Origin of the sequence: Mesorhizobium sp. BR1-1-3, from assembly GCF_020165455.1 — a bacterium.
Classification (GTDB): Bacteria; Pseudomonadota; Alphaproteobacteria; order Rhizobiales; family Rhizobiaceae; genus Mesorhizobium; species Mesorhizobium ciceri.
The window spans coordinates 1-20228 of record NZ_JAIUIC010000004.1 but is presented as its reverse complement, the minus strand read 5'-3'; the positions used below and the strand labels follow the sequence as shown (position 1 = coordinate 20228).

General features: G+C 64.7%; 18 protein-coding genes. 13 read left to right on the top strand and 5 right to left on the bottom strand.

Annotated features, from left to right (window positions below):
• The first annotated feature begins 84 nt into the window (after positions 1-84).
• From LB559_RS10240 to LB559_RS10220, 5 genes are read left to right on the top strand one after another with little or no spacing between them, the layout of a single operon-like run.
• The gene (locus LB559_RS10240; RefSeq protein ID WP_224673976.1) at positions 85-882 is read left to right on the top strand and encodes an ABC transporter ATP-binding protein; all 798 of its coding nucleotides are present in this window, start codon (positions 85-87) and stop codon (positions 880-882) included.
• Complete coding sequence (locus tag LB559_RS10235) at positions 879-1628, top strand: ABC transporter ATP-binding protein (RefSeq protein WP_224673975.1); 750 nt, start codon at positions 879-881, stop codon at positions 1626-1628. The genes LB559_RS10240 and LB559_RS10235 overlap by 4 nt, the downstream gene beginning before the upstream one ends.
• A complete protein-coding gene (locus LB559_RS10230) occupies positions 1625-2533 on the top strand; it encodes a branched-chain amino acid ABC transporter permease (protein ID WP_224673974.1) in 909 nt (302 codons plus the stop codon). Before LB559_RS10235 ends, LB559_RS10230 begins: the two co-directional genes overlap by 4 nt.
• Positions 2530-3513, top strand: coding sequence for a branched-chain amino acid ABC transporter permease (locus tag LB559_RS10225; protein ID WP_024502529.1), 984 nt, complete (start codon positions 2530-2532; stop codon positions 3511-3513). Before LB559_RS10230 ends, LB559_RS10225 begins: the two co-directional genes overlap by 4 nt.
• Positions 3510-4814, top strand: a complete 1305-nt coding sequence (locus LB559_RS10220; protein WP_127388239.1) for an NAD(P)/FAD-dependent oxidoreductase — start codon at positions 3510-3512, stop codon at positions 4812-4814. Before LB559_RS10225 ends, LB559_RS10220 begins: the two co-directional genes overlap by 4 nt.
• Here the strand turns inward: LB559_RS10220 and LB559_RS10215 are convergent.
• Genes LB559_RS10215 through LB559_RS10200 form a run of 4 tightly spaced genes read right to left on the bottom strand, consistent with a single transcriptional unit; the run spans position 4811 to position 9157 of the window.
• Entirely contained in the window at positions 4811-5479 is a 669-nt protein-coding gene (locus tag LB559_RS10215; protein ID WP_024502527.1) for a GntR family transcriptional regulator, read from the bottom strand. The genes LB559_RS10220 and LB559_RS10215 overlap by 4 nt on opposite strands.
• 16 nt (positions 5480-5495) lie before the next feature.
• Positions 5496-6806: an aspartate aminotransferase family protein gene (locus LB559_RS10210; RefSeq protein ID WP_224673973.1), complete on the bottom strand. Its 1311-nt coding sequence runs from the start codon at positions 6804-6806 to the stop codon at positions 5496-5498.
• The gene (locus tag LB559_RS10205; protein ID WP_224673972.1) at positions 6807-7865 is read right to left on the bottom strand and encodes a phosphotransferase; all 1059 of its coding nucleotides are present in this window, start codon (positions 7863-7865) and stop codon (positions 6807-6809) included.
• Complete coding sequence (locus LB559_RS10200; RefSeq protein WP_224673971.1) at positions 7862-9157, bottom strand: ArgE/DapE family deacylase; 1296 nt, start codon at positions 9155-9157, stop codon at positions 7862-7864. Before LB559_RS10200 ends, LB559_RS10205 begins: the two co-directional genes overlap by 4 nt.
• 203 nt (positions 9158-9360) lie before the next feature.
• Here LB559_RS10200 and LB559_RS10195 point away from each other — a divergent pair, with 203 nt between their 5' ends.
• The 8 genes from LB559_RS10195 to LB559_RS10160 all read left to right on the top strand — a co-directional run bounded on the left by LB559_RS10195 (position 9361) and on the right by LB559_RS10160 (position 18453).
• On the top strand, positions 9361-10023 hold the full coding sequence (locus LB559_RS10195; protein WP_224673970.1) for a GNAT family N-acetyltransferase: 663 nt from the start codon (positions 9361-9363) through the stop codon (positions 10021-10023).
• Complete coding sequence (locus LB559_RS10190; RefSeq protein ID WP_224673969.1) at positions 10020-12746, top strand: LuxR C-terminal-related transcriptional regulator; 2727 nt, start codon at positions 10020-10022, stop codon at positions 12744-12746. Before LB559_RS10195 ends, LB559_RS10190 begins: the two co-directional genes overlap by 4 nt.
• Before the next feature lie 83 nt (positions 12747-12829).
• On the top strand, positions 12830-13951 hold the full coding sequence (locus tag LB559_RS10185) for a class II histone deacetylase (protein ID WP_224673968.1): 1122 nt from the start codon (positions 12830-12832) through the stop codon (positions 13949-13951).
• Positions 13896-14813, top strand: a complete 918-nt coding sequence (urtB, locus tag LB559_RS10180) for an urea ABC transporter permease subunit UrtB (RefSeq protein ID WP_224619834.1) — start codon at positions 13896-13898, stop codon at positions 14811-14813. The genes LB559_RS10185 and urtB overlap by 56 nt, the downstream gene beginning before the upstream one ends.
• The gene (locus tag LB559_RS10175) at positions 14810-15796 is read left to right on the top strand and encodes a branched-chain amino acid ABC transporter permease (RefSeq protein WP_224673967.1); all 987 of its coding nucleotides are present in this window, start codon (positions 14810-14812) and stop codon (positions 15794-15796) included. Before urtB ends, LB559_RS10175 begins: the two co-directional genes overlap by 4 nt.
• On the top strand, positions 15793-16497 hold the full coding sequence (locus LB559_RS10170) for an ATP-binding cassette domain-containing protein (protein ID WP_013532995.1): 705 nt from the start codon (positions 15793-15795) through the stop codon (positions 16495-16497). Before LB559_RS10175 ends, LB559_RS10170 begins: the two co-directional genes overlap by 4 nt.
• 2 nt (positions 16498-16499) lie before the next feature.
• The gene (locus LB559_RS10165; RefSeq protein ID WP_063171570.1) at positions 16500-17201 is read left to right on the top strand and encodes an ABC transporter ATP-binding protein; all 702 of its coding nucleotides are present in this window, start codon (positions 16500-16502) and stop codon (positions 17199-17201) included.
• Between the two features lie 103 nt (positions 17202-17304).
• On the top strand, positions 17305-18453 hold the full coding sequence (locus LB559_RS10160; protein ID WP_411970035.1) for a substrate-binding protein: 1149 nt from the start codon (positions 17305-17307) through the stop codon (positions 18451-18453).
• A 48-nt stretch (positions 18454-18501) separates the two neighbouring features.
• Here LB559_RS10160 and LB559_RS10155 read toward each other — a convergent pair whose 3' ends face one another.
• Entirely contained in the window at positions 18502-20148 is a 1647-nt protein-coding gene (locus LB559_RS10155) for an acetolactate synthase large subunit (protein WP_224673965.1), read from the bottom strand.
• Positions 20149-20228: the final 80 nt, after the last annotated feature.

Here is a 20228-nt window from a genome sequence, read left to right as displayed (position 1 = left end):
AAAGCCGAATAGCGTGATCAACGCAAGTGTGATCACAAATCATAATCAGGAGGCGACAGCGATCGTCTTCGGCCAGAGGGTTTGATGAGCGAGGCAACCAAACGGCAAGGGGAAACCCGCGCGCCGGTTCTGACGGCAAGGAATGTCGTCAGGCGGTTCGGCGGCCTTGTCGCGGTCAACGACGTCTCGTTTAACGTCAAAGCGGGCGAAATCCTCGGCCTCATCGGCCCCAACGGCGCCGGCAAGACGACGATGTTCGACCTGCTTGCCGGCAGCATATTGCCGACCAGCGGCGAAATCCTTCTCAACGGCGCGCGCGTCTCGGGCGAAGCAGCACATCTGCGCATCGGACGCGGTCTCGGCCGCACGTTTCAGATACCGCGCCCGCTGCCCAACCTGACGCTGATCGAAAACATCATGCTGGCGGCACAGGGTCAGGCCGGCGAAAAGCTGCTTGCCAATTTCGTCACGCCATGGCGCGTCGCCGCGCAGGAAAGGGCCGCCAGGACAAAGGCGCTTGAACTGCTGGAACTGGTCGCCCTCGTTCATCTCGCGCATGAGCCGGCGCGCGTGCTTTCCGGCGGCCAGCGCAAGCTGCTCGAACTCGCCCGCGTGATGATGGCCGATCCGGCGATCATCTTGCTCGATGAACCGGCGGCCGGCGTCAACGCGACGCTGCTCGAAGTCATCATCGACCGCATCCGCGACATCAATGCGCGCGGTATCACCTTCCTGCTGATCGAGCATAATATCGACATGGTGACGCGGCTCTGCCATCGCGTCCTCGTCATGGCGAGCGGCCAGTTGCTCAGCGAAGGCACGGCCGAAGAGGTCGCTCGCGACCCGCGCGTCATCGAGGCCTATCTCGGAGGCGCGGCATGAGCGAGATCGTTCTCGATGTCCGCGACCTCGAAGCCGGCTACGAGCCCGGCGTGCCGATCGTGCGCGGCCCCTCGATCACCGTCGCCAAGGGCGAGATCGTCGTGGTGCTCGGCCCCAACGGCGCCGGCAAGTCTAGCTTCATCAAGGCCATCGCCGGCCTCGTCCCGATCACCGGCGGCACAGTATTTCTGGACGGCAAGGACATCACTGCCGCGCCGGCCCACACCATGGTGCGGCTCGGGCTGGCCTTCGTGCCGCAGACCGAAAACATCTTCCCACTGATGTCGGTCGAGGACAATCTAAGAGTTGCTTGCGGCATCCTTGAGCGGCGCGAAATTCCTGCGCGCATCGAGGAGATGTATGCCGCCTTCCCCGATCTCGTCCGCCAGCGCCGCACCGCCGCCGGCAACCTCTCGGGCGGACAACGGCAGATGCTCGCCGTTGCGCGGGCGCTGATCGTCCACCCCAAGGTGCTGGTGCTAGACGAGCCGTCGGCCGGCCTGTCGCCGAAATTCGTCTCGATGGTGTTCGAGATGCTGGCCGGCATCCGCAAGTCCGGCGTCACTGTCCTGCTCGTCGAACAGAATGCCAAGGCAGCGCTCGCCATCGGCGACCGCGCCTATGTGCTGGTCGAAGGCAAAGACCGGCACGAGGGCATTGCTTCCGAGCTGTGGAACGATCCGGTGGTCGCCGAACTCTATCTCGGCCAGCGCCCCCGCAAGTCCGGCACAGGAGGTGGGGCATGAGCCTGCAATTTGTCGTCGACGGATTGCTGACGGGTTCGATGATCGGCTTGGGCGCCATCGGCGTGACGCTTACCTATTCGATCCTGCGCTTCTCGAACTTTGCCCATGGCGACTTCATGGCCTGGGGCACCTATGCGACGCTGGCCGTCGTCAGCGCCATCGGCGCGACAGTCGGCAAGGTGGCACCGATCGCACCGCTGTCCTTCGGCTGGCCGCTGATTGTCGCGCTGGTCGTCGGCATGGCGTTCACCGCTTTGCTGGCGCTGCTGCTCGACAAGGTGCTGTTTTCGCGGCTGCGCTCGCAAGGCCAGGCGATCATCGTGGTGATGGCGAGCTTCGGTGCCTCGATGGCGCTGAGAAGCCTGCTCGAATTCACCTTCACCTCGCGGCCGACCTATTTCAGCAGGGCGATCCAGATCGCCATGCCGGTCGGCTTCGGCATCCGCATCACATCAGACCAGATCGCGCTTTTGCTGCTGACCGCGGTGCTGGTGCTCGGCGTGCATCTGTTGATGACGCGCACGCAGACCGGCCGCTCGATGCAGGCCCTGAGCCAGAACGCGGCACTGGCCCGCATCGTCGGCATCGACGTCGCCAGCGTGGTGCGCGTCACCTGGGTCATCGGCGGGGCGCTGGCCTGCGTGGCCGGCGTGATGATCGGCATCCTGGTGCAGATCCGCCCGTTCATGGGCTTCGACATGCTATTGCCGATGTTTGCCGCCGCCATTCTCGGCGGCATCGGCAGCATCCCCGGCGCCGTGCTCGGCGGCCTGATCATCGGGCTCGCCGAGGCCGGTGCCGTGCAGCTGATCGGCGCCGAATGGCGCGCCGCCGTCTCCTTCATCATCCTGATGGCGGTGCTGTTCGTGCGGCCGATCGGCCTGTTTGGTGTGAGGGAACGCTGATGGATCTGATCGGCTACGGCGCCTTCTTCCTGACCACCGCGCTGATCTTTTCGCTGGTCACGCTGGGGCTCAATTTGCAGTGGGGCCTGACCGGCCTGTTCAATGTCGGCCTTGCCGGCTTCGTCGCCATCGGCGCCTACACCTCGGCATTGCTGACCACTCCCGACGACGCCGCGCGGCTGGGTGGCCTTGGCCTGCCGATCGTTGTCGGCTGGGCGGGCGCCATGGTCGTCGGCGGCATTGCCGCGGCGTTAACTGGCATGGCGACGCTGCGGCTCAGGTCCGACTATCTGGCGATCACCACCTTCGGCGTCGCCGTCGTCGTGCAACTGGTCGCGCTCAACGCGCAGAAACTGACCGGCGGCCCGTTCGGCATCGGCTTCATCCCGCGCCCCTTCGGCAGCCTTGCCGAGACGCCGCTGCTGTTCAACCTGTCGAACCTTGCCGTGGTCGCGGCGGTGACTCTGGTCGCCTATCTCGCTTTGGAACATCTGTCGCGCAGCCCGTGGGGCCGCGTGCTGAAGGCGCTACGCGAGGATGAGCGGGCGGCGATCTCGCTTGGCAAGAGCGCGCGTTTCTACCGAGTCCAGGCCTTTGCCGTGGGCGGCGCCATCATGGCGCTGGCCGGTGCACTGCAGGCGCATTTCACCGGCTTCATCGCGCCGGACAATTATTTGCCGATCCTGACTTTCCAGGTCTGGGTGATGCTGATCGTCGGCGGCTCGGGCAGCAATCTCGGCGCCGTCGTCGGCAGCATCCTGGTCTGGGCGATATGGGCTGGGTCGGGCACGCTGACCAGCATCCTCTTCCCGCCGGAACAGCAGGCTCGTGCCGCCGCGCTGCAGATCGCCGCCATCGGCGTCATGCTCTGCGTTATCCTGCTGGTCCGGCCGAACGGGCTGTTCGGCGACAGGCCACGGCGGCCTTGGTTTGGCAAGCGGGCGAGGATCGCTGCAGACAGGAGCAGTTCCAGCTCATGAATGCCGTCATCCGGCAGGAAGCGCACGGCGTTTCGCTCTGGCATGCCGTCGGCCGCAATCGACGTGAGCGGCCGGCACTGCAAGGCGGGCTCGATGTCGACCTAGCAATCGTCGGCGGCGGCTTTTCTGGCCTTTCAACCGCGCTGCATGCGGCGGGGAAAGGACTTTCCGTCGCCGTTCTCGAAGCCGAGTTCATCGCCTGGGGTGCGACCGGCAGGAATGCGGGCTTCGTCGTGCCGAACTTCGCCAAGATGGACCCGGTCGACATACTGGCCCATCTCGGGCCGTCGCGCGGCGAAAGGCTGATCGATTTCGCCGCCGGCAGCGCCGACCTGGTTTTCCGCCTGATCCGGCAGCACGGCATCGACGGCGACGCCGTGCAGAACGGATGGGTCCAGCCGGCGCATTCGCCTGCGGCCTTCGAGAAGGTCAAGTCACGCGCCGGGCAATGGGCACAGCGTGGCCGGCCGGCGGTCACATTGGATCGGCAGGAAATCGAAGCAATGACAGGCGTGCCAGGCTATGTCGGCGGCTGGATGGACCGTTCCGGCGGCGTGCTCAATCCGGTCGCCTATGCGGGCGGATTGGCCGATGCGGCGGAGAAGGCCGGCGCAAAGATCTTCGAGCAGACGCGCGTCACCTCGGTTGATCGCATAGCCGATGGCTGGATGCTGAAAATGCCCTCTGGCTCGGTACGCGCGGGCAAGGTGCTGATCGCCACCAACGCCTATGGCTGGTCCCTCAATCCGTCGTTGCAGCGAACCTACTTCCCGCTGAAAGTCTTCCAGATCGCGACAGCGCCGCTGCCTCGTGAAGTGCGCAACCGATTGCTTCCCGGCGGGCAAGGTGTCGGTGACACCAGACGCAATCTGTTCACCTTCCGCTTCGACGCCGAAAACCGGCTGATCAGCGGCGGCATGCATATCCTTGGCGCCGGTGCGGATACGCGCGTACCGCAGACGATCTGGCGAAGGCTCGGCCGGCATCTCGGTCTGCCCGACCTGCCGCCGCTTGCCTACAGCTGGTCGGGAATGGCAGCGGTCGAACCGGATTTCCTGCCGCACCTGATCGACCTCGGTCCGGGACTGATCGCCGGTCGCGCCTGCAACGGGCGCGGCATCGCCATGACGACGGCGATGGGCAAGGTTCTGGCCGACTGGGCCGCCGGCACCGACGCCCGCGACCTGCCGCTGCCCTTCGCGCCGCCGGCGCCAATACCGTTCCACGCCGTGCTGCGGCACGCGCCCAACATGCTGCTCGGCTGGAGCATGCTGCGCGACCGGCTGGACGGGACGAGCTAGGCCGACGGCTCCCTGGCAGCGTCAAGGTTTGCAGACAGCACAGCGGCCGCCACGGCGATGTCCTCTTCTATGAAAATCCGTACAGTGGGACCGCTGCGCTGCTCCAGTGCGGCGACGATCTTGCGATGCGCGTCGTTGGACTGCGGGATGTAGCGATCGGCCTGCATCAGCAGCTTGAGATAAGGCCCGACCCGCCCCCAGAGGTCGCGGATCATGTTCAAAAGGATCGGCGCGCCGGCATGCTGGTAGATGGCGAAGTGGAACGCCTCGTTCAATGAGAGATAGGCCCTGGCGTCGCCGGCCTCAATGGCACGCTGCATGCCGGCGAGCGTCGCCTGGATGTCAGCCAGCCCGCTTTCGCTCATCCTGGTCGCCGCCATCTCGCCCGCCAGTCCCTCGACGGCGATGCGGATGCGCGTCAGCTCCTCGAAGGCAGGCGCGGACAGCAACGGCACGATGACCGAGCGGTTGTTCTGCATCTCGAGCAGCCGCTCGGCGACAAGCCTCTGCAGCGCCTCGCGGATCGGTGTCGTCGAGATGCCGAACGTCTCGGCGAGCTTGCGGATGACCAGCGCCTGGCCCGGGCTGAAGCCGCCGGAAATCAACTCCTGCTTGAGCGCGCCATAGGCGCGGTCATTCAGGGTCTGATGTTCAAGCTTCAGCATACGCGGGCCGCTCCGATCACCGGTTCGACAGAGCGCGATCGAGCGTCTCGGCCAGTTGCTCGGCATTGTCCCTGGCAAAGGGCAGTGGCGGCCTGATCTTCAGCACATTGCCGCGCGGACCGCAGGACGAGATCAGCACGCCGTCCTCGCGCATGGCTTCGACGACCGCCGATGTCTTGGTGGCGGCCAGAGCCTCGTCGCCGTCCGCCGTCAGCTCGACGCCGAAATAGAGGCCGTTGTGCCTGACATCAGCGACCGCGCCGTGCCGGCCCTGCAGGGCGCGCAGCAGTTCACTCGTATAGGCGCCGACATTGCGCGCATTCTCGATCAGCCCCTCGCCTTCGATGACATCGAGAACGGCGAGGCCGACAGCGGCCGCGACCGGGTTGCCGCCGAAGGTGTTGAAGTAGCCGGTGTTCGAACCGAAGGAGGCGACAAGCTGCGGCCGCACGAGCACGGCGCCCATCGGGTGCCCATCGCCGATCGGCTTGCCCATCGAGACGATGTCAGGCTCGATGCCATAGTTTGCGAAGCCCCACATGCCCTGGCCAAGCCGGCCGAAGCCGGACTGGACCTCATCGGCGATGACGATGCCGCCGGCCTTTTTGACGTGATCCGCCGCTTCGCGCATCACCGCCGCATCGGGAAAGAAGATGCCGTCGCTGGAAAAGGCGGAGTCGAGAAGCAGCGCCGCCGGCTTGATGCCTTTTGCTCGCATGTCCTCTATGGCAGCGGCGACATTTCCGGCGAAATCATGCGCGGCCCGGCCATGGTCGCGGAACGTGTCCGGCGCTGCCACCATGCGGTGGTGCGCTGGTACCCCCTTTGCCCCGACCGCCGCCGGCGACAGTTGCGCCGTCGCTATGGTGGCGCCGTGATAGGCGAAATCGGTGATGATCACCCCGGTGCCGCCGCTGGAATACTGGGCAATGCGGATGGCAAGGTCGTTCGCCTCGCTGCCGGTGCAGGTGAACATGGCGTGGCCAAGATGGGCCGGAACGGTGCCGAGTAGTTTTTCCGCATAGTCGAGGATGATCTCGCTGAGATAGCGTGTGTGGGTGTTGAGCGTTGCGGCCTGCCTCGAAAGCGCCTCGACGACGCGCGGATGGCAATGCCCGACCGAGGCGACGTTGTTGTAGGCATCGAGGAATTTGCGGCCCTGGGCGTCGTAGAGCCACACACCGCTGCCGCGCACCAGATGAATAGGGTTGCGGTAGAAGGCGCGGTAGGTCGGCCCGAGCAGCCTGGCGCGGCGTTCGAGCAGCGCGCGCTCCGATGCAGCCGCGTCGGCATTTGCGGGGTATGGCGAGGACTGGGACACGAGCATCTACTCCGGATTGGAATGGTCGAGAAAATAGCGGCGGGCATCGGTGGACGACAGGCCGTTCAACCGTTCGAGTGAAGCCCAGACTTCGGTGGCGAGGCGCAGCACGTAGTCGCGCTTGGCCGGGAAACGCTCGGCCTGCCAGCTGGCGATGTTGACGATGAGCGCAAGTCGGGCACGGATCAGATCGAAGAGAATGCCAATCTCTTCCTCCTCCAGTGGTTGGAGCGACTGATAACCTGCGACAAAGCGCGCCGCCGGTGCCAGCGGATGGCCTTCCGCCGGCCAGCGGTAGACGGCGCCGATGGCGAGGTCGCAGATCAGCGGCGAATGGATCATGTCGCCGAAATCGAGAATGCCGCTGACGACCTCCGGCCGCGAAGCATCCATCACCACATTGTAGGAATTCATGTCGTTGTGGACGATCTGCGCGCGCAGGGTGGGAATGACCGGCGCTGCATGCTGCTCGAAGGAGTCGTTCGCGCGCTCGACCATCGCCCTCCGAGTCGGATCAGTGATGTGCGCCATCATCGGCCGTGTCTTGGCGACCTTGCGGATGTCCCAGAGCAGGTCGCTGCCGGCGGCCGGGTGGAAGAAGCCGCGCAGCGCCCTGCCAAGGCGGGCGAGGAAGATGCCGAGATTGCGATCCTGCTCCTCGGAAGTCGGCGAGCGCGACAGCAACTGACCGGGCAGATAGGTCACCAGCCGGATGATGCGCGGCGCCGATCCAGCGACTCTAACCGCGAACTGCGCCTCATCCTCGAGGCTTTTGCGCACCGAGGGAACCGGCAAGGTGGGGTCGACCGCAAGTATGTGGTCGAGCGCCTTGTTCTGGAAATCGGTGAAACCAGCTTCTTCCGCCGGATGGGAGATCTTCAGGACGAACTCGCCCTCGCCGTCGGTCTGAATATGGAAATTGTGGTCGCGTTCGCCAGGCAGCGGACGCGCGGTGCCGGTCAGCCCGTAGTGCCGGCGCAGGATGGCGAGCGCGTCGGCCGTGGAAACATCCGGTGCGTCCTCGGCGAGTGTTTCGCCGAACGCATCGGGCACCGCCGCATTCATGGCTTAGCCTCGATAGGTTCGAGGCCACACCAGTCGGCGATGAACAGCGCGATCGTCTGGGTGACCTTGCGCACCGAGTCGAGATCGACGGCTTCGTCATAGCCATGCGGCATGCGGCAGATCGGGCCGTAGACGATCGCCGGCGTGTCGGCGTAGAGGCCGAAGAAACGCGCATCGGTGGTCGCCGAGGTGACGTGTTCCGTCAGCGGCTCGCCCCACACGGCGGTATGGCTGCGGCGTAGCACCGCTTCCATCTCGTCGGCGCCCTCCAGCACATAGCCCTCGGCCATGAAGCCATTGTAGGTCATCTTGGGTGGTCGGTTGGCCAGGAACGGATCGGCGCGCGCCGCATCGGCAATGCAGGCCTCGAGCTCGGCCCTGGCGTCTTCGAGCCTCTGGCCGGGATAGGTGGCGACGCGCATCTCGAAGACGCAGCGCGCCGGAACGCTCGATGTCCACTCGCCGCCTTCGATCTTGCCGAGGTTGAAGCGGATCGGATGCGGGTGATCATGGAAATGCCTGTCATCGACCTTGCGCGCGTTCCAGACGATTTCGAGCTGCTTCAGCGCCTGAATGATGACGAAGGCCTTTTCGATGGCATTGGCGCCGGCCGAAAATGCACCCGACGCATGCTGCGGATCGCCGTCGACCTCGCCCCTGAACCAGATCGGCCCGACCTGCGCCCGCATCAGCCGCGGCTCCAGCGGTTCGGGAATGAAGGCGGCGTCGGCGCGATAGCCGCGCTGCAGGCATGCAAGCGCGCCATTGCCGGTGCATTCCTCCTCGACCACCGACTGGAGATACACGTTCGCGGCCGGCTGATAGCCAAGGCTACGCAAGGCGCTCAGCGCATAGAGGCAGGCGGACAGGCCGGCCTTCATGTCGCCGGCGCCGCGGCCATGCATCCAGCCATCCTCGATCGCCGGATCGTAGGGATCGCGGACCCAGCGGTCGAGCGGTCCGGTCGGAACGACATCGATATGGCCGTTGAGGATCAGCGAGCGGCCGGTCGCGTTTCGCGGCGTGTGGGTAGCAACGACGTTGAAGGCATCGTCGTAAGAGACCGCCACGGGGGAAAAACCCGGCAGGTCGCGAATCACGTCGACATCGACGCGCCACATGTCGACCGCGTAGCCATCCGCCTCGTAGGCGGCAGCCATAAACGACTGCGCGGGGTGTTCCTCGCCACGTTGGGAGGGAAAGCGCACGAGGTCTTGCAGAAACGCGACCTGTCGGGCGAAGCCATCATCGACTGCGCTCAGAATGGCCTCATCCGCAATCCGCTCAGGCATCATATTTCACTTTCATCTGGATGGTGTATCATATCTCATATGCCATTCCTGTGAAATGCAAGAGGCATGCGCGCCAAACTTTCAGTCCAGGACTTGCCGTTCGATGCTGCCATGGTCTTGGAGAGTTGGCATCGGATGCAGCAAGCCGATACTGCTATCTCTGGAAGACATGACGAGGGAATGCGTTGATCACAGAAGACACGATGCCCGCCGAAATCACCGATCTCGCCATTGGCTACCATCGCCTGCCGGCTGGTAAGCTTGCCAATGCGGTGACCTGGATGGAAGCGCGCACGCCGCAGCCGGATCTCGCGCGCCCCTTGGGCATGACACGGATCACGACGCCCGATTGCGTTTCCTACCGGGCGATCTTTCTCGAGATCGGCGCACCCTGGCTGTGGGACCGCGTTTCCGAAATGTCCGATGCCGAAATCACCGAGCATTTCGCCGACCCGCGCCAGCATCTCTACTACGGCCACGACGAAACCGGCGCGCATCTCGGCATGGTCGAGTTCTTCGCCGCCGACAATAACGAGATCGAGATCACCTATTTCGGCCTGTTCCCGTCCCTGACCGGCCGCGGTTTCGGCAAACGGCTGATGGCCGGGGCACTGGAGCTCGCATGGCGTCTCAACCCGAGCCGCATCTGGCTGCATACAAGCAGCTTCGATCATCACAGCGTCATCGGATTCTACAGCGCCTGCGGGTTCGTGCCCTTCGCTACCGGATTTGAGATCGTCGACGATCCCCGTATCAAGGGAACCTTGCCGCGCGATGCCGCACCGCAAATTCCGCTGATCGAAGCGGAGTGGAGCGGCTGCGGCGACTCTCCCCCAGAGAGCTACAGGCTGTGCGGACCTAGATGAGAACAGCTCCGCAATCCGTCAGCCAAGCGTCGCCGCACCATCGCCGATGGGTGCGCCGCGAGACCATTCTGTCGACGCTGGAGCGTCATATCGACACCCGCATCGTGCTGTTCGCCGCGCCCGCCGGCTTCGGCAAATCGACGACGATGGCGCAATGGGCTGCGGAAATCGCACGCCACGGCAGGCTGACGGCATGGCTGTCCTGCGAGGCGACGGACAATGATGAGGGCGCCTTCCTATCGCATCTGGTGGGCGCGCTGCGCCATCTGGTCCAGAGCCCGGCGGAACTCGACCTTGCCTTCCAGTCGAGCCCCATCCCGCAGCTCGATGTCGTGCTCGCGGCACTTGTGGCGGGTCTGGCGGCGCGCGAGGCCGACATCACCCTGTTCTTCGACGATTACCACGCCGTCGAGGCGCCGGCGGTGAAGCGGTTCATGGAGCGCCTGACCCGGCAGGCGCCGGAAAATGTTGCTTTCGTCATCGGCTCACGCAGCCTGCCCGACCTGCAGCTCGGCAAGCTCCGGGTGCTTGGCGACGTTTTCGAAATCGGCCCCGACGATCTGCGTTTCGCCTCATCCGAGGCCGAAGCTTTCTTCAACGACAAGCTGGGCCTGAGCGTCAGCAGCGGCACGGTGGAGACCTTGTGCTCGCGCACCGAAGGATGGGCCGCCGGCCTGCAACTGGCCTCTTTGTCACTGAGTGCCGCGCATGCACCGGAAACCGTCATCGGCAATTTTACCGGCGCCAACCGAAACGTCGCCGACTTCCTGATGGGCGAAGTGTTCCTGGAACTGCCGCCGGCGATCGCAAAATTCCTGCTCTACAGCTCGATCTTCGAACGCTTCAGCGCCGAGGCCTGCCGGGCGGTGATGCGCGCGGCCGACGCCGAAGCGGCGATCACCGAGATCGAGACGCGCAACCTGTTCCTGGTGCCGCTCGACGAAGAGCGGCGCTGGTTCCGCTACCATCACCTGTTCCGCGATTTCCTCAGCCGCGAAATGGAACGGCGCGAACCGGAGATGATCGCGCCGCTGCATCTGGCGGCCGCCGAATGGTTCGGCGAGCGCAAGATGCTGACAGAGGCGATCGGGCACGCGCTGGCCGCCGGCGACCAGGCCCGCGCGGCGGTGTTCGTGGAGAACAATGCGCTCGACCTCATCGCCCAGTGCCAGCTTCTCTACGTGCGCCAACTGCTGGCACTGCTGCCGAGGAAGCTGATCGACCAGCGCATTCGGCTGCAGCTGGTCGTGCTGTGGTTGGCGGTGCACAGCAGCCAGCCGGAGATTGCCCAACAGACGCTGAGCAATGCGCGCAAGTTGGTCGAGACCGGACCGACCGACAGCAACGACCCAGGCACGATGACCGGCACAACGATCGAGGCTGAGCTCGTGGTTCTCGCCGCCGCCGTTCACAGCACGCTGGAGCAGTTCGATCAGGCGCGCGACACAGCCCTTGCGGCCCTGCGCGTCATCGCGCCAGATGCCTGGTTCATGGAGGGTGCTACCGCCAATGTCATTGGCTACAACCTCTACGCGCTGGGTGACCTCGACGGTGCCCGCGCCGCGATCGATGCGGCACGCCGGGCGCATGAGCGAAGCGGCAGCCTGCTCGGCGTCACCATTGCCAATTGCTACATGGCCGTGATCGAGCGTTCGGCGGGCCGCTTGCCCGCCGCCGAGCGGCTGCTGCGCAACGCGATCATCGAGGCTCGGGCGCGGATCGGTGCAAACTCCTATGCCGAGGCCCTGGCCGGCACGCTGCTTGCGGAACTTGCCTATGAGACCAATGCGTCGGGCGAAGCGCTGACCCTGGTCGAGAATCTCGGACCGCAGATCGAAGGCGCGGCAGTCATTGTCTATCCTCTGGCCAGCGTGCCGACCTATGCCCGCGTGCTGCAGCTGACCGGTCGCACCGAAGCGGCACTGGATATGCTTGAGCGCGTCTATCAACGCGTACATGGCACGGTGTATCGCCGCCTGGCATCGATGATCGTGCATGACCGCATACGTGTGCTGCTCGACCAGAACCGTATTGCCGAGGCGCGTGCGCTGCTGGCCGAGCATCGGGGCGAAGGGACCGAGGCTTCGGTGGTCATCACTACCGCCAACGAGTTCGAGTTCTTTGCCGAGGGCCGCCTGCTGACGGCCGAGAAATCCTATGCCGCTGCCGCGGGGGTTTTCGACGCGCTGCTCGAGCGCACGAAAGACAGCGGGCGCATGCGCCGCCATATATTGGCGCTGATCCTGCGCGCCAAAGCGGCCAGCGCTGCCCACGACCAACGCGAGGCCGACCGCAATCTCCTCAATGCGTTGCGTCTCGCCCAACCATCCGGCTTCATCCGCTCTTTCGTCGACGAGGGAAGGCCTGTTGTCGAAGGGTTGATGCGGCTGCGCGCGGCCCAGGCGAAGACCGATCCCGCACTGTCAGCCTATGCGTCGCGCATCATCGATGCCGCGCAGGCGATGCCTGTCGCGACGCGCAAGCTGGCCGCACCAGCCGCCGAGAAGGAACAGCTCACCCAGCGCGAGGCCGAACTGCTGCGCTATCTCACCGAGGGCATGTCCAACCGCGATATCGCCTTGGCGTTGTCGGTGAGCGAGACCACGGTGAAATGGCATCTGAAGAACATTTTCGGCAAGCTCGCGGTGACCAACCGGGTGCAGGCGGTGCGCGCTGCGCAAGGATCTGCAGGCGCCCATACCCCTCCGAAAGGAGGGGCATAGATAAGAGGCGCGACCCCACTTTCGGGTCGGGCCATCTGATCGTTAGCCTGCTAGCGTCACCTGGTTTTCAGAGGACGCTGCGGATGGCGACAGGCTACGTTTTTCACGAACAGCTGATGTGGCATGACACCGGCTCCAGCGCCGACATGATGCCGCCCGGCCGTTTCGTGGAACCCGGCCGGCATCTGGAATCCCCTGGCTCCAAGCGCCGGCTGAACAACCTCATCCAGGTCAGCGGCCTGTCGCGGCATCTGGTGCCGATCATCCCCGAGCCGGTCTCGGTCGACGACCTGTTGCGCGTGCACACGCAACGCCATGTCGACGATATTCGCATGCTCAGCGAACGCGGCTCCGGTTTCGCCGGGCCGCAGGCGCCGATCGGCCTCAACAGTTTTGACATCGCGCTGCTGTCGGCCGGCACCACCTATGCCGCGATGCGCGCCGTGCTGACGGGCCGCGTCGACAATGCCTATGCGCTGGCGCGGCCGCCGGGACACCATGCCGAGCCCGACCAGGCGATGGGCAACTGCCTGTTCTCCAACATTGGCGTCGCTGTCCGCCGGCTGCAGCATGAAGGCCTGCTCGGGCGCGCGGCGATAGTCGACTGGGATGTGCATCACGGCAACGGCACCGAGACGGTGTTCTATTCCGACCCGTCGGTTCTGACCATTTCCGTGCACCAGGACAATCTCTATCCGACCGGGCGCGGTGCGCTGGCCGACAACGGGAAAGATGCCGGCGAGCGCTTTAACATCAACATCCCGCTGCCGGCCGGCAGCGGAACCGGTGCTTATGAAGCGACTTTCGACCGCGTTGTCGCGCCGGCACTGCGCGCCTACAGACCGGACCTCGTCATCGTCGCCTCCGGCTTCGATGCATCCGGCTTCGATCCACTCGGCCGCATGATGCTCAACAGCGAATGCTTCAGGCGTCTCGCCGCGCGCATGGTTGCGCTGGCCGCCGAGACCTCGCAAGGGCGCCTGATGATGACCCATGAAGGCGGCTACTCCGAGGGCTATGTGCCGTTCTGCGGCCATGCCGTCATCGAGACGCTAGCCAATCACCGTACCGAAGTGGTCGACCCTTTGTCGGACCATATCGACGAATGGGCCGGGCAAGACCTGCAGCTTCATCAGGCCGCGGTGATCGATGCCGCCGAAGGCCTGCTCGCCGGCCTGCGCCAACGTCTCGCCAGTGCGGCCTGACGCGATGGATTTCGTCATCACCACGCTGCTCAATGCGCTGACGCTGATCAGTATCCTGATGCTGGTCGGGCTCGGGCTAGCGATTAGCTTCGGCCTGATGAACGTGACCAATTTGGCACATGGCGAGTTCGTCACCGTCGGCGCCTTCGCGGTCTATTTCGTCCAGAGCATGGGTGGCTCGTTCTGGCTAGGGCTGGCGGCTGCCCCCATCGCCGGCGCGGTGATCGGCTGCATCCTCGAATTCGCCATCATCCGCCATCTCTATTCCAGGCCGGTCTCAACTGTGCTTGCCACCTGGGGCGTCAGCCTGATCCTGCAGCAAGGGCTGGAACTGATCTTCGGTCTCGGCGCCAAGCCGGTGACGCCGCCTATCGAGGGCACGCTCGACCTCTTCTTCACTGTCTACCCGGCCTATCGGCTGATCCTGATCGGCATCGCCATGCTGACCTTGCTCGGCGTCATCCTGCTGATCAGCCGCACGTCCTTCGGTCTCGACATCCGCACCGTCATCCAGAACCGCGAAATGGCCGAGGGCGTCGGCATCAACACGCGGCGCACCTACGCCATCGCCTTCACCTTCGGCGCGGCCATCGCCGGGCTCGCCGGCGGACTGGTCGCGCCGCTGGCGATCGTGCTGCCGCAGATGGGGGTGAACTATCTCGCCAACGCCTTCTTCGTCGTCATTGTCGGCGGCGTCGGCTCGATCGGCGGCCTCGTCGCCGGCAGCGTCTTCGTCGGCGGGCTGACCAGCATCCTCAATTATCAGATCTCGCCGTCGCTGGCGCAGGCGGTCGTGCTGCTGGCGGCCATCGTCGCTGTCCGGCTTCGGCCCAACGGCCTGTTCAACGGAGCGTCGCGATGATCGCCCGCGACCGCAACTGGCTGCTGATCTTCGCCGCCTGCGTGGCGCTCGCGATCATCTATCCGTTCTTTGTCGGCGGGTATCAGCTGACCGTGATCCGCGACGCGCTGATCTTCGGCCTGTTCGCCGCGAGCCTCGACTTCTTCTGGGGCCGCACTGGAATCCTGTGTTTCGGCCACGCTGCGTTTTTCGGCATCGGCGGCTACATCATGGCGCTGATCACGCTCAACGATGCGATCTCCTTCGCCAGCCTGCTTGGCATCATCGGTGCGGTGGCCGGTGCGGCCTTGGTCTCCGCCATCATCGGCTACTTCCTGTTTTTCGGCGGCATCCGTGGCAGCTATTTCACTATCGTCACGCTGGCCATGGGCGTCATCTGCCAGCAGGCGGCGGTCTCCTGGAGCTCGGTCACCGGCGGCGACAGCGGGCTGATCGGCATTCCGCCGATTGCCTTCGATGTCGGCGGGCTGCACGTCGATCTCAGCCAGGACCTGCCCAGCTACATCTTCGTCTCGGCCATCGTCGCGGTGACCGTGCTGGCGCTGTGGTCGATCAGCCGTGGCCGCTGGGGTACGGTGCTGACCGCCATACAGGACAATGAAGTCCGGGCAGCAGCGCTCGGCCACAATGCGCCGTTGCGGCTGCTCGTCACCTTCGTCCTGTCGGCGGCGATCGCCGGCCTTGCCGGCGCGCTCTATGTCTGCATGGCGGGGTTGGTGGCACCGGATTTGTCCGGACTGCTTCTGTCGACGGAAGTCATCGTCTGGGTGGCGGTCGGCGGGCGCGGCACGCTGCTGGGGCCGGTGCTCGGCGCCATCTTCATCCAGCGTGCGCAGCAGACGATCAGCAGTTTCAACCCGAGCCTGTGGCCGCTATTGCTCGGCTGTGCCTTCGTCATCATCGTCTTCGTCCTGCCGGACGGCATCCTGTCGATCTACGCGCGACTGAAAGCCCTGTTCAAAGGCGGGAGGCGCGCACAATGAGCGACATCCTGCTCCAGGCCGAAAATGTCGGCATCCGCTTTGGCGGGCTGCAGGCGCTGGAGGCCCTGAACCTCACTGTACGCGACAAGGAACTCTGCTGCATCATCGGCCCGAACGGCGCCGGCAAAAGCACCTTCCTCAATGTGTTGACCGGTACGCTGCGCCCGACCAGCGGCAGCGTGCGCTTCCTCGGCCACGACATAGCCGGCCTGCCGCTGCATCGCATCGCCCGGCTCGGCATCGCGCGCAAGTTCCAGATCCCGTCCGTCTTCCCGAGCCTCTCGGTGGAAGACAATGTGAAGGTCGCCCGCTGGGGGGCGCCCTCGCCTGTGCGCCCGGTTGGCGAATTGCTGGAATTGGTCGCGCTGAGCAATCGCGCCGCCACACCGGCCGGCGAACTCGCGCATGGCCAGAAGCAATGGCTGGAGATCGGCATGGCGCTGGCAATCGAGCCGCGGTTGCTTTTGCTCGACGAACCCACCGCCGGCATGACGCCGCAGGAGACGCTGGCGACGGCCGATATGCTGCTACGCCTAAAGGGCGAGTTCTCGATCGTCGCCGTCGAACACGATATCCGCTTCGTACGGGCGCTGAACTGCGAGACGCTGGTGCTGCATCAGGGACGCCGCCTGCGCAGCGGTCCTTTCCATGACATCGAGACCGACGAAATGGTCCGCGATGTCTATCTGGGGAGGCGCTGATCATGCTGCGGACAATGGCGGTGTCGGCCGGCTACGGCCCGCTCCCGGTGCTGAACGGCATCGACCTCAGTGTCGCGCCGGGCGAAGTCGTCGGCCTGCTCGGCCGTAACGGCGCCGGCAAGACGACGCTGCTGCGCGTCATCGCCGGCGGCTTGCGAGCGAGCGGTGGCGCGGTGGTTCTCGGTGACAAGGACCTCACGAACGCGCCGGCCTTCCGCCGCGCGCGGGCAGGCATTGCGCATGTGCCGCAGGGGCGCGGGATCTTCAACCAGCTAACGGTGCGGCAAAACCTGGAGGTCGGCACCCGCGCTGCCAAGGACCGTGGCGACGGCGGCATTCCGGCCGACATCTTCGGCTATTTTCCAATCCTGCGCGAACGCGAAGCACAGATCGCAGGCACGCTTTCAGGCGGCCAGCAGCAGATGCTGGCGATCGGCCGCGCGCTGTGCGGCTTGCCGTCGGTGCTGCTGCTCGACGAGCCTTCGGAAGGCATACAGCCGAACATCGTGCAGTCGATCGCCGAGCTGGTGCCGCGCATCGCGCGCGAACGCAGCATCGCGATCGTGCTGGTCGAGCAGAATCTCGATCTCGTTCTCAAGGCATCGGACCGCTGCCTGGTGATGGAGAAGGGCAGGATCGTCCATGAAGGCGCGCCGGAGGCGTTCGCCGACGAGACCCTGCTGAAGGATCTGTTGGCCCTATAAGGCGCGCCTGAAGCGCGCCTGGGAGCTTGTTGACTTGTAAGGCGTGCATGGGGCGCGCCTGGGACTGGAAGGGAACACAACAATGATAAGCAGAAGAACTGTCTTGAAATCCGGCGGCGCCGCGGCCGCCTTCGCCATAATCGGTGCGCCGTCGATCCTGCGCGCCGCCGACACCGTCAAGGTCGGCCTGTCGATCCCGATCACCGGGCTGCAGGCGATCCTCGGCGAGACGCTGCTCAATTGCTACAAGCTCGCCGCAGCCGAGCTGAACGCCGCCAACGGCATTGGCGGGCGCCAGGTCGAGCTCATCATCGAAGACAACCAGACCACGACCAAGGGTTCCATCGACAAGGCGCGCAAGCTCATCAACGAAGATAAGGTCGACGTGGTCATGGGCACGATCATTTCGCCGGAGCGAAGTGCGACGCTGTCGGTGACCTCGAAGGCCAAGAAGCTGTTCTTCTACCCAACCAATTTCGAGGGCGGCGAATGCAACCGCTACTTCGTCGCCACCGGCCCGATCCCGATGCAGCAGGTCGATCCGATGATGCCGTGGGTGGCCGAGAACCTCGGCAAGACCATCTACGTCATGGCCTCCGACTATGCCTGGCCGCAGAAGATGACCGAGGCGATCACGGCAGCCTATGAGAAGGCCGGCGGCAAGATCATCGGCGCCGACTATTATCCGTTCGGCACAACGGATTTCGGCCCTGCATTCCAGAAGATCAAGTCGCTGAAGCCCGACGTCGTGTGGTCGATGGTGGTCGGCAATGACGCGGTCACGCAGCTCAAGCAGTATCGCTCTTTCGACATCAAGCAGCCGCTGATCGCGCCGCTCGACGAGGTGTTCAACAAGGACGCGCTGCCGCCCGGCGTTGCGGCCGGCACCTACGCACCGCAGCCTTACTGGATGGCGCTCGACAATCCGGTCAACAAGAAGTTCATCGCGAGCTTCCGCGAGAAGTTCGGCAAGGAGAAGATGGTCAACGGCATCGGCGAGGCCGGCTACAACGGCCTGCATCTCTACGCCCTGGCCGCCGAGAAGGCCGGATCGCTGAAGGACGATGATGTGCTCAAGGCGCTGCCGACGATCGAGTTCGACGCGCCGCAAGGCAAGATCCGGGTCGATGCCAGCAACAACCACACGCTCTGCCATTCCTATGTCGGCAAGGCGGCCGCAGACGGCATCAGCTATGAAATCGCCAAGGATTTCGGCACCATCGCGCCGGTCACGCCTTACTGCAAGCTGTAGGAGCTCCGGCAACAGCTCCAGGTAATCCTGACGGCGGCTTTGCCGCCGTCAGGGCGTCTGCGGCGCCGGCAGCCGCTCGCGCAGTTCGTCGACGAGCACCCTGGTGTTTTCGGAATAGTCGATGGGCACGACGACGAGGTGCACGCCGCCGCCGGTGAAGGCCTGTTCCAGCGCCGGCCGCAAGTCGGCGATCTCCGTAACCCTGGTCCCCCTGGCGCCATAGGCCTCGGCATATCTGACGAAGTCGGGATTGCCGAAGGTCATGCCGAAATCCGGAAATTCGTCGACCGCCTGCTTCCAGCGGATCATGCCATAGGCATGGTCTTCGAGCAGCAGAACGACGAGTTTGAGCTTGAGCCTGACGGCGGTCTCCAGTTCCTGGCTGTTCATCATGAAGCCGCCATCGCCACAGATGGCCATGACACGGCGCTGCGGATAGAGCAGTGCCGCCATCATCGCCGACGGCAAGCCCGCGCCCATGGTGGCCAGCGCATTGTCGAGCAGGATCGTGTTTGCCATGCGCGTCCGGTAGTTGCGCGCGAACCAGATCTTGTACATGCCGTTGTCGAGGGCAAGAATCCCATCCGCCGGCATCACGGCGCGGACATCGTGCACGATGCGCTGCGGCGTGAAGCGATCTTCGGTGGCGCGCGCGGCGATGCGGCTCAGAATGCCTTCCCGCAGCGGCAGCAAGGCCTGTGCATTGGGGACCTTGCCCTCGATGCGGTCGGCCAGCAGCGCCAGCGAAGGACCGAGGTCGCCGACGATTTCGGCTTGCGGGAAATAGACCTGCTCGACATCGGCTGAATGGTAGCCGACATGAATGACCTTCGGCCCCTTTGCCCCCATGATGAAGGGCGGCTTCTCCACCGTGTCGTGACCGATGGTGATGATCAGATCGGCCTGTTCGATGGCCTCGTGCACATAGTCGCGCTCCGAATGGGCTGCCGTTCCCATATAGAGCTCCGTGCCGCCAGGCACGGTGCCCTTGCCCATCTGCGTGGTGAAATAGGGAATTTGCGTCCGCAGCACGAACTGGGCGACATCGGGAGTCACGCGCGGTCGCGACGCCGCCGCACCAAACATCAGCAGCGGACGCCTGGCTTCCATGATCATACGGGCGGCGCGATCAAGCGCGCCCGGGCTGGCCAGCGGCAGTTCGACCGGATGCGTTGGCACGAGTGCTACCGGTTCACACTCGGCCGCCGCAATGTCTTCCGGCAATTCAAGATGTACGGGGCCGGGACGCTCTTCCTGGGCGACACGGAAAGCTTCGCGAACCAACGAGGGGATCATCTTCGGCGAGACGATCTGACGCGACAGCTTGGTCAGCGGCTTCATCGCCGCGACGATGTCGACGATCTGGAAGCGCGCCTGCCGGGACGACAGGATGCCCTTCTGGCCGGTGATCATGATCATCGGCATCGCGCCGAGCAGCGCATAGGCCGAACCGGTCGAAAGGTTGAGCGCGCCCGGGCCAAGCGTGGTGATGCACACACCCGGCTTGCCGGTAAGCCTGCCATAGGTGGCGGCCATGAAAGCGGCTGCCTGCTCGTGGCGGGTCAGGATCAGCTGGATCGAGGAGCGGCGGATGGATTCGACGATATCGAGATTTTCTTCGCCCGGAATGCCGAAAATCCGCTCGACCCCTTCGTTCTCGAGGGCCGCGACGAACAGATCCGAACCTTTGGTCATGACCACCTTGTATCTACACGAGAGAGATTTCGTGGGATTAGAGCGATTGAGCCAAGGTCCGGGTGGCCGCCCGGACCTTG